The 16,832-nt window shown below is 63.0% G+C and carries 14 protein-coding genes, 2 tRNA genes and 1 rRNA gene; 4 read left to right on the top strand and 13 right to left on the bottom strand.

From position 1 onward, the window contains the following. Positions 1-127 precede the first annotated feature (127 nt). The 9 genes from CV_RS07505 to CV_RS07465 all read right to left on the bottom strand — a co-directional run bounded on the left by CV_RS07505 (position 128) and on the right by CV_RS07465 (position 8,717). Positions 128-203: transfer RNA gene (locus CV_RS07505), tRNA-Ala, on the bottom strand. Between the two features lie 86 nt (positions 204-289). Continuing rightward, positions 290-366 (bottom strand) — tRNA-Ile (locus CV_RS07500). A gap of 182 nt (positions 367-548) precedes the next feature. Continuing rightward, positions 549-2,084: ribosomal RNA gene (locus tag CV_RS07495) — 16S ribosomal RNA — on the bottom strand. A 439-nt stretch (positions 2,085-2,523) separates the two neighbouring features. Then, positions 2,524-4,836 carry a Tex family protein gene (locus CV_RS07490; protein ID WP_011135089.1) on the bottom strand — a complete coding sequence of 771 codons (2,313 nt, stop codon included), beginning with the start codon at positions 4,834-4,836 and terminating at the stop codon, positions 2,524-2,526. Positions 4,837-4,895: 59 nt separating this feature from the next. Then, positions 4,896-5,252, bottom strand: a complete 357-nt coding sequence (locus CV_RS07485; RefSeq protein ID WP_011135088.1) for an STAS/SEC14 domain-containing protein — start codon at positions 5,250-5,252, stop codon at positions 4,896-4,898. 48 nt (positions 5,253-5,300) lie between these two features. Continuing rightward, complete coding sequence (locus tag CV_RS07480) at positions 5,301-6,149, bottom strand: DMT family transporter (RefSeq protein WP_011135087.1); 849 nt, start codon at positions 6,147-6,149, stop codon at positions 5,301-5,303. A 21-nt stretch (positions 6,150-6,170) separates the two neighbouring features. Continuing rightward, complete coding sequence (locus CV_RS07475) at positions 6,171-7,022, bottom strand: DMT family transporter (RefSeq protein ID WP_043595786.1); 852 nt, start codon at positions 7,020-7,022, stop codon at positions 6,171-6,173. Then, positions 7,007-7,531, bottom strand: a complete 525-nt coding sequence (locus CV_RS07470) for a hypothetical protein (protein ID WP_011135085.1) — start codon at positions 7,529-7,531, stop codon at positions 7,007-7,009. Before CV_RS07470 ends, CV_RS07475 begins: the two co-directional genes overlap by 16 nt. Before the next feature lie 76 nt (positions 7,532-7,607). After that, positions 7,608-8,717 carry an aromatic ring-hydroxylating oxygenase subunit alpha gene (locus CV_RS07465; RefSeq protein WP_043595784.1) on the bottom strand — a complete coding sequence of 370 codons (1,110 nt, stop codon included), beginning with the start codon at positions 8,715-8,717 and terminating at the stop codon, positions 7,608-7,610. A 621-nt stretch (positions 8,718-9,338) separates the two neighbouring features. Between CV_RS07465 and CV_RS07460 the strand changes: the two genes are divergently transcribed. Beyond that, a complete protein-coding gene (locus tag CV_RS07460; protein WP_011135083.1) occupies positions 9,339-10,532 on the top strand; it encodes an acetate kinase in 1,194 nt (397 codons plus the stop codon). Between the two features lie 13 nt (positions 10,533-10,545). Next, complete coding sequence (gene pta, locus CV_RS07455) at positions 10,546-12,627, top strand: phosphate acetyltransferase (RefSeq protein ID WP_011135082.1); 2,082 nt, start codon at positions 10,546-10,548, stop codon at positions 12,625-12,627. Positions 12,628-12,711: 84 nt separating this feature from the next. Here pta and CV_RS07450 read toward each other — a convergent pair whose 3' ends face one another. From CV_RS07450 to CV_RS07440, 3 genes are read right to left on the bottom strand one after another with little or no spacing between them, the layout of a single operon-like run. After that, positions 12,712-13,107, bottom strand: coding sequence for a DUF350 domain-containing protein (locus tag CV_RS07450; RefSeq protein WP_011135081.1), 396 nt, complete (start codon positions 13,105-13,107; stop codon positions 12,712-12,714). 3 nt (positions 13,108-13,110) lie between these two features. Beyond that, positions 13,111-14,247, bottom strand: coding sequence for a glutathionylspermidine synthase family protein (locus CV_RS07445; protein ID WP_011135080.1), 1,137 nt, complete (start codon positions 14,245-14,247; stop codon positions 13,111-13,113). 2 nt (positions 14,248-14,249) lie between these two features. Next, a complete protein-coding gene (locus CV_RS07440) occupies positions 14,250-14,618 on the bottom strand; it encodes a hypothetical protein (RefSeq protein ID WP_043595781.1) in 369 nt (122 codons plus the stop codon). 31 nt (positions 14,619-14,649) lie between these two features. Here CV_RS07440 and CV_RS23445 point away from each other — a divergent pair, with 31 nt between their 5' ends. Beyond that, a complete protein-coding gene (locus CV_RS23445; RefSeq protein ID WP_011135079.1) occupies positions 14,650-14,943 on the top strand; it encodes a hypothetical protein in 294 nt (97 codons plus the stop codon). Positions 14,944-15,032: 89 nt separating this feature from the next. On the opposite strand, the gene CV_RS07435 is transcribed toward CV_RS23445, so the two are convergent. After that, positions 15,033-15,812: a Cof-type HAD-IIB family hydrolase gene (locus tag CV_RS07435; RefSeq protein WP_043595779.1), complete on the bottom strand. Its 780-nt coding sequence runs from the start codon at positions 15,810-15,812 to the stop codon at positions 15,033-15,035. A 156-nt stretch (positions 15,813-15,968) separates the two neighbouring features. Between CV_RS07435 and CV_RS07430 the strand changes: the two genes are divergently transcribed. Next, positions 15,969-16,751, top strand: coding sequence for a DeoR/GlpR family DNA-binding transcription regulator (locus tag CV_RS07430; protein WP_043595777.1), 783 nt, complete (start codon positions 15,969-15,971; stop codon positions 16,749-16,751). The last annotated feature ends 81 nt before the right edge of the window (positions 16,752-16,832 follow it).

Below are 16,832 nucleotides of genomic sequence, written 5' to 3'. Positions count from 1 at the left end.
GTAAAGAGTTAACTCTACGCTTTCATCTCGCCGTCTTATATATTCGGCTTCTTCAGTTTGTTAAAGATCGGGCGTTTTACAACGCAAACAAAATCAAACTTCTCAATTCGATTTTGTTTGCGGCGTATGGTGGAGGATGACGGGATCGAACCGACGACCCCCTGCTTGCAAAGCAGGTGCTCTCCCAACTGAGCTAATCCCCCTCTTTTTGGGTGATGCTGCGTTGCTCAGTCGCTCATGTGCATGAGCACACTTCGCTTCTTCGCGCCTTGCCTGACCCAAAAAATACTGGTGGGTCTGGTAGGACTCGAACCTACGACCCCTGCGTTATCAACACAGTGCTCTAACCAGCTGAGCTACAAACCCAGTAGTCGTTTGATACCACATCCTTTTCGATCAAAATCAAGCAGATCCAGGCGAAAGCTGACGACGTGTACATCGAGTACACGAGGAGGCTTTCAACGCAGAGCTGCGCAGATTTTCATCGAAAATGCCCTTAACTTGAATAACCGATAGGCTGTAAGTACTTGGCAATCGCCAGTCTCTAGAAAGGAGGTGATCCAGCCGCAGGTTCCCCTACGGCTACCTTGTTACGACTTCACCCCAGTCATGAATCCCACCGTGGTAAGCGGCCTCCTTGCGGTTAGCCTACCCACTTCTGGTGAAACTCACTCCCATGGTGTGACGGGCGGTGTGTACAAGACCCGGGAACGTATTCACCGCAGCATGCTGATCTGCGATTACTAGCGATTCCGACTTCACGCACTCGAGTTGCAGAGTGCGATCCGGACTACGATCGGTTTTCTGAGATTAGCTCCACCTCGCGGCTTGGCAACCCTCTGTACCGACCATTGTATGACGTGTGAAGCCCTGCTCATAAGGGCCATGAGGACTTGACGTCATCCCCACCTTCCTCCGGTTTGTCACCGGCAGTCTCATTAGAGTGCCCAACTGAATGATGGCAACTAATGACAAGGGTTGCGCTCGTTGCGGGACTTAACCCAACATCTCACGACACGAGCTGACGACAGCCATGCAGCACCTGTGTTACGGCTCCCTTTCGGGCACCAAGCCATCTCTGGCAAGTTCCGTACATGTCAAGAGCAGGTAAGGTTTTTCGCGTTGCATCGAATTAATCCACATCATCCACCGCTTGTGCGGGTCCCCGTCAATTCCTTTGAGTTTTAACCTTGCGGCCGTACTCCCCAGGCGGTCAACTTCACGCGTTAGCTACGCTACCAAGGATTCAAACCCCCAACAGCTAGTTGACATCGTTTAGGGCGTGGACTACCAGGGTATCTAATCCTGTTTGCTCCCCACGCTTTCGTGCATGAGCGTCAGTGTCATCCCAGGGGGCTGCCTTCGCCATCGGTATTCCTCCACATCTCTACGCATTTCACTGCTACACGTGGAATTCTACCCCCCTCTGACGCACTCTAGCTGTGCAGTCTCCAATGCCGTTCCCAGGTTAAGCCCGGGGCTTTCACATCAGACTTGCACAACCGCCTGCGCACGCTTTACGCCCAGTAATTCCGATTAACGCTCGCACCCTACGTATTACCGCGGCTGCTGGCACGTAGTTAGCCGGTGCTTATTCTTCAGGTACTGTCATCCCCGCCGGGTATTAACCAGCGGGATTTCCTCCCTGACAAAAGTCCTTTACAACCCGAAGGCCTTCTTCAGACACGCGGCATGGCTGGATCAGGGTTGCCCCCATTGTCCAAAATTCCCCACTGCTGCCTCCCGTAGGAGTCTGGGCCGTGTCTCAGTCCCAGTGTGGCGGATCATCCTCTCAGACCCGCTACTGATCGTCGCCTTGGTGAGCTCTTACCTCACCAACTAGCTAATCAGACGTCGGCTGCTCGTATAACGCGAGGTCTTTCGATCCCCCGCTTTCCCCCTCAGGGCGTATGCGGTATTAATCCGGCTTTCGCCGAGCTATCCCCCATTACACGGTACATTCCGACGCATTACTCACCCGTTCGCCACTCGTCAGCGGTGCAAGCACCCTGTTACCGTTCGACTTGCATGTGTAAAGCATGCCGCCAGCGTTCAATCTGAGCCAGGATCAAACTCTTCAGTTCAATCTCTTAGCAATTTCTGGCACGCAAGTTCAAAGAAATAACTGGTATTTCCTATCTCTTGCAGTGCAAGTATTCGGCTTTCGCCAAGCACTTACACCTATCGGTTATTCGTTCTGTTAAAGAGCAGTGCCGGTCGCTGCGTCGTCATCACCGGAACCGTTTCGTTTCCGCTGTTTCGTTCGCTGCGTCAGCTGAGGAGGCGAACTATACGCCCCGCCCCCGGACCCGTCAACACCTTTTGCGAGAAAAATCAGGAAAAATCCGCCCCGGACTGCCAAACCCAAGCCAAGCCACTGATTCGCCACAGGATATGAGGAAGGGGTATTTGCAAGGCGGCTCCGCAAAGCGCAACCTGCCCGCCTCACCCCCGCGCCAACGGCAGAAAACAAACAGGCCGGCGTCGCCGCCGGCCTGTTCCAGACACCTCTATACAGTCACATCATCCCTTGCGCAGCTTGGCGAAGGCTGCGGCCATCGCCGTATCGCCCTGCGGCGCGGCAGACTGGCCGCGCGGCTGCCGCGGGCGGTTGTCGGAGCGGCTGTCGCCGCGGCCGCCGCGACTGTTGCCGGAACCGACCTCGTCGTCCAGCCGCATGGTCAGCGCGATGCGCTTGCGCGCCACGTCCACTTCCAGCACTTTGACCTTGACCACGTCGCCGGCCTTGACCACCTTGCGCGGATCATCGATGAACTTGTTGGACAGCGCCGAAATGTGGACCAGGCCGTCCTGGTGCACGCCGATGTCGACGAAGGCGCCGAAGTTGGCCACATTGGTGACCACGCCTTCCAGCACCATGCCCGGCTGCAGGTGCTTGATGTCCTCGACACCGTCCTGGAAGGTGGCGGTCTTGAACTCCGGACGCGGATCACGGCCCGGCTTGTCCAGTTCTTTCAGGATGTCCATCACCGTCGGCAGGCCGAAGCGCTCGTCGGTGTAGTCGGCGGCGCGCACCGATTTCAGGAATGCGGAGTCCCCAATCAGCGATTTCACGTCGCGGCCGGCCTTGGCCACGATCTTTTCCACCACCGGATAGGCTTCCGGGTGCACCGACGACGCGTCCAGCGGATTGTCGCCGCCGGCGATGCGCAGGAAGCCGGCCGCCTGCTCAAAGGTCTTGTCGCCCAGACGCGGCACTTTCAGCAGCTCCTTGCGAGTGCGGAACGCGCCGTTCTGGTCGCGGTAGGACACGATATTGGACGCCAGCGTCGCGTTGAGGCCGGAGATGCGGGTCAGCAGCGGCACCGAGGCGGTGTTGACGTCGACGCCCACCGCGTTCACGCAGTCCTCCACCACGCCATCCAGCGCGCGCGCCAGCTGGCTCTGGTTGACGTCGTGCTGGTATTGGCCGACGCCGATGGACTTGGGGTCGATCTTCACCAGTTCGGCCAGCGGGTCCTGCAGGCGGCGGGCGATCGACACCGCGCCGCGCAGGCTCACGTCCATATCCGGGAATTCCTTGGCCGCCAGCTCGGATGCCGAATACACCGAAGCGCCGGCTTCGGACACCACGATCTTGGTCATGGAGAGTTGCGGGAAGGCCTTGATCAGGTCCTGCGCCAGCTTGTCGGTCTCGCGGCTGGCGGTGCCGTTGCCGATGGCGATCAGGTCAACCTTGTGGCGCGCGCACAGCGCGCCGAGGATGGCGATGGACTTGTCCCATTCGCGGCGCGGCTCGTGCGGATAGATGGTGGCGGTGTCCAACACCTTGCCGGTATCGTCGACCACTGCCACCTTGCAGCCGGTGCGCAGGCCCGGGTCCAGGCCCAGGGTGGCGCGGCGGCCGGCCGGGGCGGCCAGCAGCAAGTCGTGCAGATTGGCGGCGAACACCTTGATTGCCTCGCCGTCGGCGGCATCTTTCAGCCGCGACACCAGCTCGAGCTCCAGCGACAGGAATATCTTGGCGCGCCAGCACAGGCGCACGCCGTCCAGCAGCCACTTGTCGGCGGCGCGGCCGGCATCCTTGATGCCGAAGCGGGCGGCGATCAGCATTTCATAGGCTGAGCGCTCGGTGATCGGCGTTTCATCCGGCTGGTATTTCAACGCAACGCTCAGCACGCCCTCGTTGCGGCCTCGCAAGAGCGCCAGCGCGCGGTGCGAGGGAATCGCCTTGATGTGCTCGCGATGATCGAAGTAGTCGGAGAACTTGGCGCCCTCGTTTTCCTTGCCGGCCACCACGGCGGCGGCCAGTTCGCCCTCGTTCCAAAGCTTTTCGCGCAGTTGGCCCAACAGTTCGGCGTCTTCCGCGAAGCGCTCGATCAGGATGGCGCGCGCGCCGTCCAGCGCCGCCTTGGCGTCGGCGACGCCGGCTTCGGCATTGATATAGGTTTCGGCCAGCACGTTCGGGTCTTGCGACGGATCGGCCAGCAGGCTGTCGGCCAGCGGCTCCAGGCCGGCTTCGCGGGCGATCTGCGCCTTGGTGCGGCGCTTGGGTTTGTAAGGGAGGTAAAGATCTTCCAGCGTGGTCTTGTTGTCGCTGGCGTAGAGAGCCGCTTCCAGTTCGGGGGTGAGCTTGCCTTGCTCGGCGATGCTCTTGAGGATGCTGTCGCGGCGATCATCCATCTCGCGCAGATAGACCAGGCGCTCTGCCAGCGTGCGCAACTGGGTGTCGTCCAGGCCGCCGGTGACTTCCTTGCGGTAACGGGCGATGAAGGGAACGGTGGCGCCGCCGTCGATCAGTTCGATGGTGGCCGCCACCTGGGATTCGCGGACGGCAAGCTCAGCCGCCAGGCGGCTGGAAAGGCTTTTCAGCATCGGTTTTTATTCTTTCGCGTCGAACAAAAAACGCTACTGTACCGCCATCCGCCGCAAAATCAAGCCGCGACGGGGCGTGCCAGCCAGGCCTGGGCTTCTTCTATCATGTCGAAATACTGGACATGGGTGTGGGACAGCAAGCCCGCGATGTGGGTGGCCAGGCGTATCCATACGTCGCCGACGACGATGGCCACGCGGCCCAGCTTCTCCTCATGCGCGCGCATGAACTTGACCTCCTCCATCGCCATGTCCAGCGTGAAGTCCTTCAGCTCGGTCAGGTCCAGCAGCATGTCCGGCTTGTCGCGCTCGTCCAGGCGCTTGAGCAGCGCCTGCTCCAGCAGCTGGAAGTCGGCCAGCGTGAACTCGTTGAACAAAGCCACATCCAGGCCGTAATCCTGCTCGCGGATGGAAATCATCAGCTTCTCCCTTCTTTGTTTGGATTGTTTACCGCTGTCCTTATTATTCTAGCGCCGGCCCGCCAGCATGCCGCTGACAATGATCAAGCCCATCGCCAGCAGCGAATCCGCCGTCAGCGCGTCGCCCCACACCAGCGCGCCCAGCAGGCAGGAAAACACCACGGTCAGGTAAGACAGGTTGGCCGCGGTCAGCTTGCGCCCCACCTTGTAGGCGCGGGTCATCGCCAGCTGCGCCAGCGTGGCGGTGGCGCCGACGCCCAGCAGCAGGCCGACATTGTCCAGCGTCACCGGATGCCAGCGCTCCAGGCTCATCAGCAGCAGGCCGCCGACGGTGGAAATCAGCGCGAAATAGAACACCACCCGCCATTCCGCCTCGCCCTGCCGGCCCAGTTCCCGCACATGCAGATAAGACCAGCCGGCCAGGAAGCCGGACGCCAGGCCCAGCAGGCCTGCGAACCAGACATCGCCGGACAGCGTCGGCTTCAGCAGCAGCACCACGCCGGCGAAACCCAGCGCAAGCCCGGCCAGCGCCTGAGCCGGCAAGCGCTCGCGCAACAAGACAACCGAGAGCAAAGCCAGGAACATCGGCGAGGTATACGTCAGCGTGGACGCCGTCGCCAGGGGCAGGTGGGCGATGGCGTAGAACGACATCAGCAGCGAGCTGTAGCCGATCACGCCGCGCTGCAGGTGATAGCGCAGCAGCGGAGTGGCGAAGCGCTCCCGCCGCCACAGCGCGGCGCCGCCCAGCGTCAGCACCCCGATCAGGGTGCGCCAGAACACCAGCTCCGTCGACGAGAAATGCTTGGCGCCCAGCTTGACGAACAAGCCCATCAAGGCGAACAGCACCGCCGCCACCACCATCCAGCCCGAACCGAGCCGCCACTGCCTGTACCGCATCAAACCGCCTTTTCCTGAATATCAAGCCCGCGCCGCCAGCATGCCGGCAGACACGATCAACCCCATCGCCAGCAAGCTGGCGACGCTTAAAACATCATCCCATAACGCCACGCCCAGCAGCGCGGAGAACACCACGGTCAGGTAGGCGAAACTGGCCACCAGATACCGTCGCCCCTCCTTGTAGGCGCGCGTCATCGCCAACTGCCCCAGCATGCCGAACACGCCCACGCCCAGCAGCGGCCAGACATTGGCCGGCGTGACGGCGGAAAAGCCCGGCCCCAGCAGCAGCCAGACCAAACCGATCACGCTGGACAGGCAAAAAAACCAGAATACAACCCGCCAGGGCTGCTCGCCCATCTGCCCCAGCTCCCGCACCTGGAACACCGCGAAACCGGCGCTGATTCCGGAAACCAGCCCGATCAGGCCCGGCAGCCACTGCTGCGGCGTGAAAGTGGGCCTTAGCAGCAAGACCACGCCGAAGAAACCCAGCGACAGCGCCAGCCAAACGCGCGGCCGCGGCCTGTCCTTCAGCTTGACGATGCACAGCGCCGAGAAAAACAGCGAGGAAGTGTAATTAAGCGTCACCGCGGTCGGCAGAGACAAGCGGGTCAGCGCGTAAAACAGCGCGGCCATCGACGCGTAGCCGACAAAGCCGCGATGGATGTGAGCGCGCCAATGCGGCGTGGCCGGCGAATGGCCGCGCAGCATCATCGGCAAGCCCAGCAAAACCGCGCCGATGCTGGTGCGCCAGAACAGCAGCTCCACCGAGTTGAAATCTGCCGCGCCCAGCTTGGCGCAGGCGCTCATCAGCGCGAAGCTGGCCGCGGCCAGTATCATCCAGCCGGCGCCGAGCCGGCTCAGCGCCGGGACCATTGCGCGGACAGGCAGATGGCTTCCATCTGGCGGCGGTAGGTCTTGAATTCGGACGCGTTGGCGGTGCAGCGCGCCTCCAGCAGCCGGTTCTTGTCCAGCAACTGGATCACGTGCAGATTATGGCGCACGATCCACAGCCGATTCGACACGAAGCGGCCGTCGCGGTACTCGGTGACCAGCCGGCCGGCTTTCTGGTTGACGCGGACGAAGTTGGCCGCCTCGCGATCGCCGTCCTCTTGGCGGAACGTCGCCGCCAATTTCGGCAGCGTATCGCTTCGCCCCGGCTTGCGCAGCCCGATCTGCACCGAAATCGCCGCGCGCTCGCGCTGATCCGCCTTGGGCGGGATCACCTTCAACACCCGCACGCGGTCGACGACGCTGGCGCGCACCTTCCAGCCTGGCGGCAAAGTAAAACGCACCTTGCTCACCGGATCGGTGTAATTGGCCGCCAGCGCCAGCGGACTGGCCAGCAGCGCGCCCAATACCAGCATGCGGAAAATAGCGGACATGATCTCGGCCGAAGATAAGGATAAAAAAAGGCGCGGAATGCCCGCGCCTCTGCATTATGGCATTTAACTTGCCTCTTCAGCCAGCCAATGCCGATCCCATCAGACGCCGATAGTACTCGTGGAAGTGCTGCATGCCTTCCTCGGTCGGGGACTGGTACGGCCCCACCTCGCTGACGCCGGCCATCCACAGCGCCTTGCGGCCCTCATGCATGCGGATGCAGATCTCGTCGTCTTCCTTCGCGGTTTCGAAGTAGGCGGCCTGCTCCGCCTCGATGAATTCCGGCTCGAACCACACCACGTCTTCCGGATAGTAGAACTCGGTGATCACGGTGCACTTTTCCGGGCCGCGCGGAATCACCACGCTGACCACCAGCACGTGGGGATACCACTCCACCATGATGTTGGGGTAGTAGGTCAGCCAGATGGCGCCGAATTCCGGCTGCTGTTCGGCGTAGCGGCGGCGCACTTCCTCGTGCCACTTGCCGTACACCTTGGAGCCGGCGCGCGCCAGGCGGTTCTTCACGCCCACCGTCTGCACGTGGTAGCTGTCGCCCCACTCCCATTTCAGGTCGCCGCAATCGACGAAATTGCCGAGACCGGGGTGGAAGGGATCGACGTGGTAGTCCTCCGAGTACACCTCGATGAAGGTCTTCCAGTTGAAGTCGTAGTCGGCGCTGTGCGTCGAGTGGAAGGCGTAGCCATCGAAGCTCATGTGCTTGGCCACGCCCAATGTGGCCAAGTCCGCCGCCACGTCGCGGCGCGCGTCGAACAGCAAGCCGTTCCAGCGGGTCAGCTCGGTCTGGCCCAGGTTCAGGCACGGCGTCTCGGGGAAGTGCGGCGCGCCCACCAGCTTGCCGCCGGCGTCGTAAGTCCAGCCATGCAGGTTGCAGACGATATGGTTGCCGTTGCCGCGCCCTTTATAGATGATGGCCTGGCGGTGGCGGCAGACGTTGGAGATCAGCTTGATCTCGCCGTCCACATTCTTGAGCATCTTGCCATGCCCCATCCATTCCAGCGTGTGATAGTCGCCGGCATTGGGCGCCATCAGCTCATGGCCGTAATACTGCGGGGCGTCTGCGAACAGCAGCGCCTGCTCCTTGGCATAGAACGCGGGATCGAAATAGGTATAGACGGGTAGCTGGGCTGCGGATGCTTGAAGCAGTTGAGCAGAAGCCAGATCAGACATTATTCCCACACCTCCGTGGAAGAAGATATAAGACCAGCCGAATCTCGCTCGGGACGAGTTTGCGGGACTATCAAAAACAATCAATCAAAACAAGGGGGAACCCTGTCTTACGAGGGCGGAATTATGCCCTCGCCCCACCCCCGGGGCAAGCGTTAATTCTTTGTGACAATTCTGTTCAGACGCGGACTTGTCTGCGGATATGCCCCCTTCGCCCGTCCGCGGCAAACAATCTGCATGGCGGTTAATTAAAATCAAAGACTTGCCACTTTTCGTGCGCCGCAACATTAGGAGTCGTTAATTTATAGTGATATACTAGCGTCGATTTCGTTGCCACATCGACTGTCTGATTTCCGCCCTGCTCGCACCGCCGCCTGCCCAGCGCAGGTGCCGACGAAGCTAAGGTCTTGATCTGGCGGTCCAGACCGAACGGCCCGGCAGTCGATGACGGCGCGACGACAGACTGGCCAAACCGGCCGCCATGCGCTACCACACGGTAAGGAAGTCCCGCCGGCAGGCCCCGCGCCCCGGACCGGATATCCGGCAGCAAATTGGCTGCAGGCGCATCGCAGTGGATTTTTTCACCGATTTAGTCCTTTTTTTTCAAATTACATGTTCAAAGCTATGAATTCCAGCATCCTCGTCATCAATTGCGGCAGTTCCTCCCTGAAATTCGCGCTGATCGACAGCGCCAGCCACGAGGCGGTCATGACCGGCCTGGCCGAGAAGCTGGGCCTGGCCGACGCCTGCATCACCTTCAAGCACAACGGCGACAAGCAAACCGCCCTGCTGTCCGCACCGGACCACGCCGCCGCCATGCACGCCATCATCGAGAAGCTGCAGCAGGTATCGCTGCTGGACAGCGTGAAGGCCATCGGCCACCGCGTGGTTCACGGCGGCGAACACTTCAAGCAATCCGCCCTGCTCGACGAAACCGCCATCAACGAGATCGAGCGCTGCATCAAGCTGGCCCCGCTGCACAACCCGGCGCACATCCTGGGCATCCGCACCGCGATCAAGGAGTTCCCGAGCCTGCCGCAAGTGGCCGTGTTCGACACCTCCTTCCACCAGACCATGCCGGAAAAGGCCTACCTGTACGCGGTGCCGATGAAGCTGTACCGCGAAAACAGCCTGCGCCGCTACGGCATGCACGGCACCAGCTACCGCTTCGTGGCTGAAGAGGCCGCCAAGATGCTGGGCAAGCCGGCCAATGAAACCAGCCTGGTGATCGCCCACCTGGGCAACGGCGCATCCATCTCCGCCATCCGCAACGGCAAGTGCGCCGACACCTCCATGGGCCTGACCCCGCTGGAAGGCCTGGTGATGGGCACCCGCTCCGGCGACATCGACCCCAGCGTGTTCGGCTACCTGGCCACCGAGCGCGGCATGGACATCCAGTCCATCACCAATATGCTGAACAAGGAATCGGGCCTCTTGGGCCTGTCCGAGCTGTCCAACGACTGCCGCGAACTGGAAGAAGCCGCCGCCAAGGGCCACGAAGGCGCCAAGCGCGCGCTGGAAGTGTTCGCCTACCGTCTGGCCAAGTACGTGGCCTCGATGAGCGTGGGCGCCGGCCGCCTGGACGCCGTGGTGTTCACCGGCGGCATCGGCGAGAACTCGTCCTTCCTGCGCGCCGAAGTGATCAACCAGCTGGGCTTCCTGGGCCTGAAGCTGGACGCGGCCGCCAACGAAGCCTGCATCCGCGGCAACGCCGGCCGCATCACCGCCGCCGACTCCGTGCCGGCGCTGGTGATCAACACCAACGAAGAGCTGATGATCGCCATGGACACCGCCAAGCTGGCCGGCCTGGCCAACTAAGGGGAAGCAGGCCATGCAGACATTCTTCCTCGCCCCCACCGGCTTCAATGCCGGCCTGACCTCGGTCACGCTGGGCGCCATCCGTTCGCTGGAGCAGGCCGGCCTGCGCGTGGGCTTCGTCAAGCCCATCGCCCAGGACACCAAGGACGGCGAAGCCGAGCGCTCCACCCACTTCGCCCAGGCCATCTGCCGCCTGAATCCGCCGCAGCCGATCAGCATGGAACGCGTCGAATACCTGCTGTCGCAAGGCCAGGTCGATCAATTGATGGAAGAGGTGGTCAGCCTCTACCAGCAGGCCGCGCAAAACGTGGACGCCGTGATCGTGGAAGGCCTGGTGCCGGACCAGAAGCAGGTGTTCTCCACCTTCCTCAACACCAAGATCGCCCGCAACCTGCAGGCGCAGACCATCCTGGTCAGCTCGGTGAAGGAATTGGGCGCCGCGGAAATCGCCGAACAGCTCGAGATGAACATCCAGGCCTTCGGCAGCCAGGCCATCGCCGGCTACATCCTCAACCACGTGCTGCCCGCCGTCGACCGCGCCGAGCTGGCGCGCGAGGTGCGGGAATCCGGCAACCTGAAGAAAGCCGGCCTGCCGCTGCTGGGCGTGATTCCCTACCAGTCCGAGCTGCTGGCGCCGCGCACGCAGGACGTGGCCCGCTACCTGAACGCCAACGTGGTGCATGCCGGCCAGCAGGCCAGCCGCCGCGTGCGCAACATGGTGGTGGCCGCCCGCACCGCGCCCAACATCGTCAATCTGCTGAAGCCGGGCGCGCTGATCATCACCCCGGGCGAACGCGAAGACGTGGTGATGGCCACCTCGATGGCAGCGATGAACGGCGTGCCGCTGGCCGGCCTGCTGCTGACCTGCGACTCCCAGCCCGACCCGCGCATCCAGCAGCTGTGCCAACAGGCGTTCACCGGCGGCCTGCCGGTGCTGGCCACTTCGCTGAACTCGATGGAAACCGCCGGCGCGCTGAACGCGATGAGCCACCAGGTGCCGTCCGACGACCTGGAGCGCATGGAGAAGGTGATCGAGCACGTCGCCGAATTCCTCGACGTGTCCTCGCTGAAGCAAAGCGTCGGCGAGCCGCGCGAACTGCGCCTGCCGCCGCCGGCCTTCCGCTTCCAATTGATGGAAAAGGCCCGCAAGGCCAACAAGCGCATCGTGCTGCCGGAAGGCAACGAGCCGCGCACCATCCAGGCCGCCGCCATCTGCCAGGAAAAAGGCATCGCCCGCTGCGTGCTGCTGGGCAACCGCGCCGAAATCCTGCAAGTGGCCGAAACCCAGGGCGTGACGCTGCCGGAATCGGTCGAAATCCTCGACCCGAACGAAATCCGCGGCCGCTACGTCGAGCCGATGGTCGAGCTGCGCAAGGGCAAGGGCCTGAACGCGCCGATGGCGCTGGCGCAGCTGGAAGACACCGTGGTGCTGGGCACCATGATGCTGGCGATGAACGAAGTGGACGGCCTGGTTTCCGGCGCCGTGCACACCACCGCCAACACCATCCGTCCGGCGCTGCAGCTGATCAAGACCGCCCCGGGCTCCAGCATCGTGTCCTCGGTATTCTTCATGCTGATGCCGGAACAGGTGTACGTTTACGGCGACTGCGCGGTGAACCCGGACCCGACCGCCGAGCAGCTGGCCGACATCGCCATCCAGTCCGCCGATTCCGCCGTCGCCTTCGGCATCAACCCGCGCGTGGCGATGATCTCCTACTCCACCGGCTCGTCCGGCAGCGGCAGCGACGTGGAGAAGGTGCGCGAAGCCACCCGCATCGCCCAAGAGAAGCGCCCTGACCTGCTGATCGACGGTCCGATGCAGTACGACGCCGCCTCGGTGGAATCCGTCGGCCGCCAGAAGGCCCCGGACAGCCAAGTAGCCGGCCGCGCCACCGTGTTCGTGTTCCCGGACCTGAACACCGGCAACACCACCTACAAGGCGGTGCAGCGCTCCGCCAACGTGGTCTCGGTGGGTCCGATGCTGCAAGGCCTGCGCAAGCCGGTCAACGACCTGTCGCGCGGCGCGCTGGTGGACGACATCGTCTACACCATCGCCCTGACCGCGCTGCAGGCCGAGCAGACGCCGGCCAGCTAAGCATCCGCACAGCAGGCTGAACAAAACGGCTCCCGCGAGGGAGCCGTTTTTTCATGTTCGGATCACATCCTGGCCATGGGCAGCTCAGGGAACCAGCGACACAGCGTTCAAGGCCGCCACGCACAGCGAACCCACAGCGGAAACCAGACTGGCGGCCAGGTTCTTGCCGCCGTTCAGATTCGGCATCGCGCGCGCCAGCGCCTGGAACAGCAGAATCTGGGCCAGGCCCGCCACCGCGCCCCAGACCAGGAAATCCGCATAGCCCACGGAAACCGACTGCGCCGTGACCAGCACCGCGGTGAAACCGACTTGCGCGCCCAGCATGGGCAGCACGCCCGTCAGTTCGCCCTTCTCCACCGCCTCGCGCTCGGAATACGGCGTCAGGCGGCCGTACAGCCAGGTGAAGGCCAGCAGCATCAGCGCGCCGGAGGCGAAGTGCAGGGCGAACAGGGAAAAGCTGTCTACATCGATGATGGTCATGGTCTACTCGAAAAAATGGGGAATGAACAAGGCGCCGTTGCCGGTCACCTGGCTGCGCTCCTCGCGGATGCCGATGCCGGCCGGCAGGTCGTTGACCACCCAGGCGCCGACGCAGGCGCGCAGCCCGTCGAACACCGGCAGATCCACCCAGCGCTGCAGCACGTAGCCGGATTCGTCGTACAGATCGAGATGGTGGCTGCCGCTCAGGCTCTGCTGGCGGCCGTCTTCCAGACGGGAAACGTTGGCGCCTTCCCGCGACAGCAGCGGCTTCTTCGCCCACTGTCCGGCGACGGCGGCCATCTGGCCGGCGAAATGCGACTCCAGCAACAGAGGATGCCCTGGGTGCCGTCGCCACAGCATGGGCAAGATGGCCTTGGTCGACAGCAGCAGCTTCCAGGCCGGCTCCAGCAACCGGGTCGGCGTGCTCGCCAGCGCGTCGCCGCATTCCGCCGCCAGCCACTCGAAGGGATATAGCTTGAATAAGGCTTGGATAGGCTCGCCCCTGCTGTCCACCAGCCAGCCTTCGCGCTCGCCGATGTCCTCGATGTTCAGCGACGATGCCCGTTGGCAGCCCGCCTGCAGCGCGGTGTCCAGCAGGTAATGCAGCGTATCCCAGTCCTCGGCGCCTGCGCATTGGCTGGCGGCGAAGTGCAGGCTGGACGGATGGGCGAACAGCAGCCTGCGCCAGCCGTCTATCAGCTTTTCGTGGATGGAGTTGAATTGATCGGGCAGACCGAGATCGGTCAGCCAGCGCCACTGAATCACCGAGGACTCCAGCAAGCCTGTCGGCGTGTCGGCGTTGTACTCCAGCAGCTTGATCGACCGGCCGTCGTAGGCGAGATCGAAACGGCCGTACAACGACGGCTGGTGGCTGCGCCAGGATGATTCGGCCAGGGCGATCGCCTCGTCGGACAGCCCGTAATCCTGATAATGCCCGCGCTGCACGACATCGGCCACCAGGTCCAGGCACATCGCGTGCAATTCCGCGGTCGCGTCGTCCAGCGCGTCGATTTCGGCGCCGCTGAAGCGGAAGGCGTAACCTTCGTTCCAGTACAAGCCGTCTATGCTGTGGATGCTGAAGCCATCCTCCTCGCAGCGGGCCTGCCAATCGTCGCGCTTGGGCACGGTGATGCGTTCCATCGCTAGCCTCCGAACGAAAAACCGGAAGCCCGGGCCGCCGTGTGGCCGAACAGGCCGCTGCGGGTGGGCGTGCCGGCGCGGAAGCTGGCATGCGAGCCGGCAAAGGCATCGGGAGAGGCGTTCAGCTCGGAGCGGGTGACGCTGCGCACGCCCAGCGCCGGGCTGCCGACCGCGCCATCGTAAGACAGCGGTTTGACCTGCCTGCCGTCGGGGGCCTGATAGATGCGGCTCCCGGTGTACGATGGCCCCAGCGCATGCCCGCTGCCCGGCTGTGCCTGGCAATAATCGCGATTGCCCCAATCCTTCTCGCAATCGCTGCGGCTGGCGTAGACATCCCGCTGGACGATGTCGTCGCCCGGATCGTAATCCATCCCGCAGCCGCTTACCCCCAGCACCAGCAGGGTGACGGCCGCGCTTCTTCTTTTGAAATTCAAAATCCGCCCTTCACTGTCCAAGACAAAGAAAAACCCGATAAAAATGCCGGCAGGATCATACCATCCGCAGCCGGATAATCGATACATTCCGCATGACCACCCCCTCTACAAAATACCAAAGACATTGCAATGGAATGGCGTGCGCGCCACCTCGATGAAGGCAATAAAAAACGGCTTCCTGACGGAAGCCGTTATCGCCAATCCAACCGAAAATGCCGCGCTTTCTGCTTGCAGCCGTTTAGCGTCGCCAATAAACCCCTGATCCTGCGCTGCGTCTCCTTGTCGTACTGCTTGTGCTGTCTGCGTCGGGGCGCCTTGGCCCAGGCGCTCGGCGAGGCTCTGTCAGCGCTCTCAGCCCAGCAAAGCCCGCAACTGCCGCGCCACGCCAGCCTGGTCGTGGTCGCCTATCACGGGCGCGCCGGGCAGGCGGCGCTTCAATTCCGGATGCGCGTTGCCCATCACGTGCGGCAGGCCCGCCAAGGCCAGCATCTCGGCATCGTTCAGGTTGTCGCCGAAGGCCGCGCAATCTTCCGCCGCGATGTCCAGGTGATCGAGCAGGCGGCGCAGCGCGCTACCCTTGTGCACGCCGGGCGCCATCACTTCCAGGTAACAAATGTGGGAATAGGTCATGGACACTTCGTCGCCCAGTTCTCGGGCGATGTCGGCCTCTACCGCTTTCAGTTGCTCCGGCGTGCCGCAGAAGATCACCTTGGACACATCTTCGGCCTTGAAACCCGCCAGATCCTCGATTTCCGTCACTTCGCCGGTGTAATGGCTGTATTCGCGCCGGCTGTGGTAGGCCATGATGCAATCGTCGCGGTAGACGCCCAGTTCAGTCTCCCGGATCAATTCCGGCCGTAGCAGCCTCGCCAGCAAGGCCGGCGACAGGCGGCTCTGGTGCAACAGCGTGCCGTCCGCCAGGTGGATGCGCGCGCCGTTGGCGCTGATCACCGGCACCGGAGGCAGATCCCGCGGCCACAGCTTCCTCACCTGGCGCTCATGCCGGCCGGTGGCCACCGCCAGGGCCACGCCGCGCGCCACCGCCGCCTGCAAAGCGGCGCGCGTCTCGTCGGCCAGCCGCGCGTCCTTGTCCAGCAAGGTGCCGTCCAGATCGGAAACAATCAGTCGCATGTCAGAATCTCCGTGTTCGCATCGGTGCAATAATGCACGATCGTGCAAAAACACGCAAACAAACATGCATGTTTTTGCACAAAAAATGCCGAATCTTTGACCTGGCTTGCGGGATCGTGCAAAAATGCCGGCATTCCGTTCACGCCAGTCCGCCTCATGTCCAGAGAACGCCCAAGCGCCAGCCAGCCTTCCGACCGCCATCACTACATCCGCGAGCAGCTGCGGCTGCACGGCAGGGTCTCCGCCGGCGAACTGGCGGCGGTGCTGCGCGTGTCCGAGGACTCCATCCGCCGCGATCTGCGCGAACTGGCTGCCGACGGCGCTTGCCAGCGCGTGTACGGCGGCGCCATCGCGCTGACGCCGAATCGCCACGGCTTCCAGCAACGCCGCCATGAGAACACCGAACGCAAGGCCAGGCTGGCCGCGGCGGCGGTGCGGCTGCTCAAGCCCGGCCAATTCGTGTTCCTGGACGGCGGCACCACCAATCTGGAAATCGCCCGCGCGCTGCCGGAGCATCTGCCGCTGACGGTGGCCACCAATTCCATCCCCATCGCCGCCGCGCTGTTCGGACAAAAACAACTGTCGGTGCTGGTGCTGGGCGGCAACCTCAACCACCTGAGCGGCGACGCGCTGGGCGCCATCGCCAGCCGGATGCTGGGCACCATGCGGCCGGACATCTGCTTTCTCGGCACCTGCTCGGTCGACTGCGAGCTGGGCGTGGGCACGGTGATCGCCGACGAAGCCGCGTTCAAGCGCCAGTTGGTCGAGCAATGCGGCCACACCGTGCTGGCCGTCACCAACGAGAAGCTGGACACCGCCTCGCCCTTCATCGTCGCCCCGCTGTCCGACATCGGCACCCTGATCATCGAGCCCGATGCCGACCCGGCGCGGCGCGCCCATCTGGAAGCGGCAGGCGCGCCCTTGCTGATCGCGGACTGACTCGACACCCCATCGGCATATTGCCTCCAATCAAACATTTGTTTTAAAGTTCTGCACGGCGCGCCGCCTCGATAAAACCAT

This window comes from Chromobacterium violaceum ATCC 12472 (assembly GCF_000007705.1).
In the GTDB taxonomy this organism is placed as follows: domain Bacteria; phylum Pseudomonadota; class Gammaproteobacteria; order Burkholderiales; family Chromobacteriaceae; genus Chromobacterium; species Chromobacterium violaceum.
Note: the sequence above shows the minus strand (reverse complement) of the source record. Positions and strands in the feature narration are given on the sequence as shown.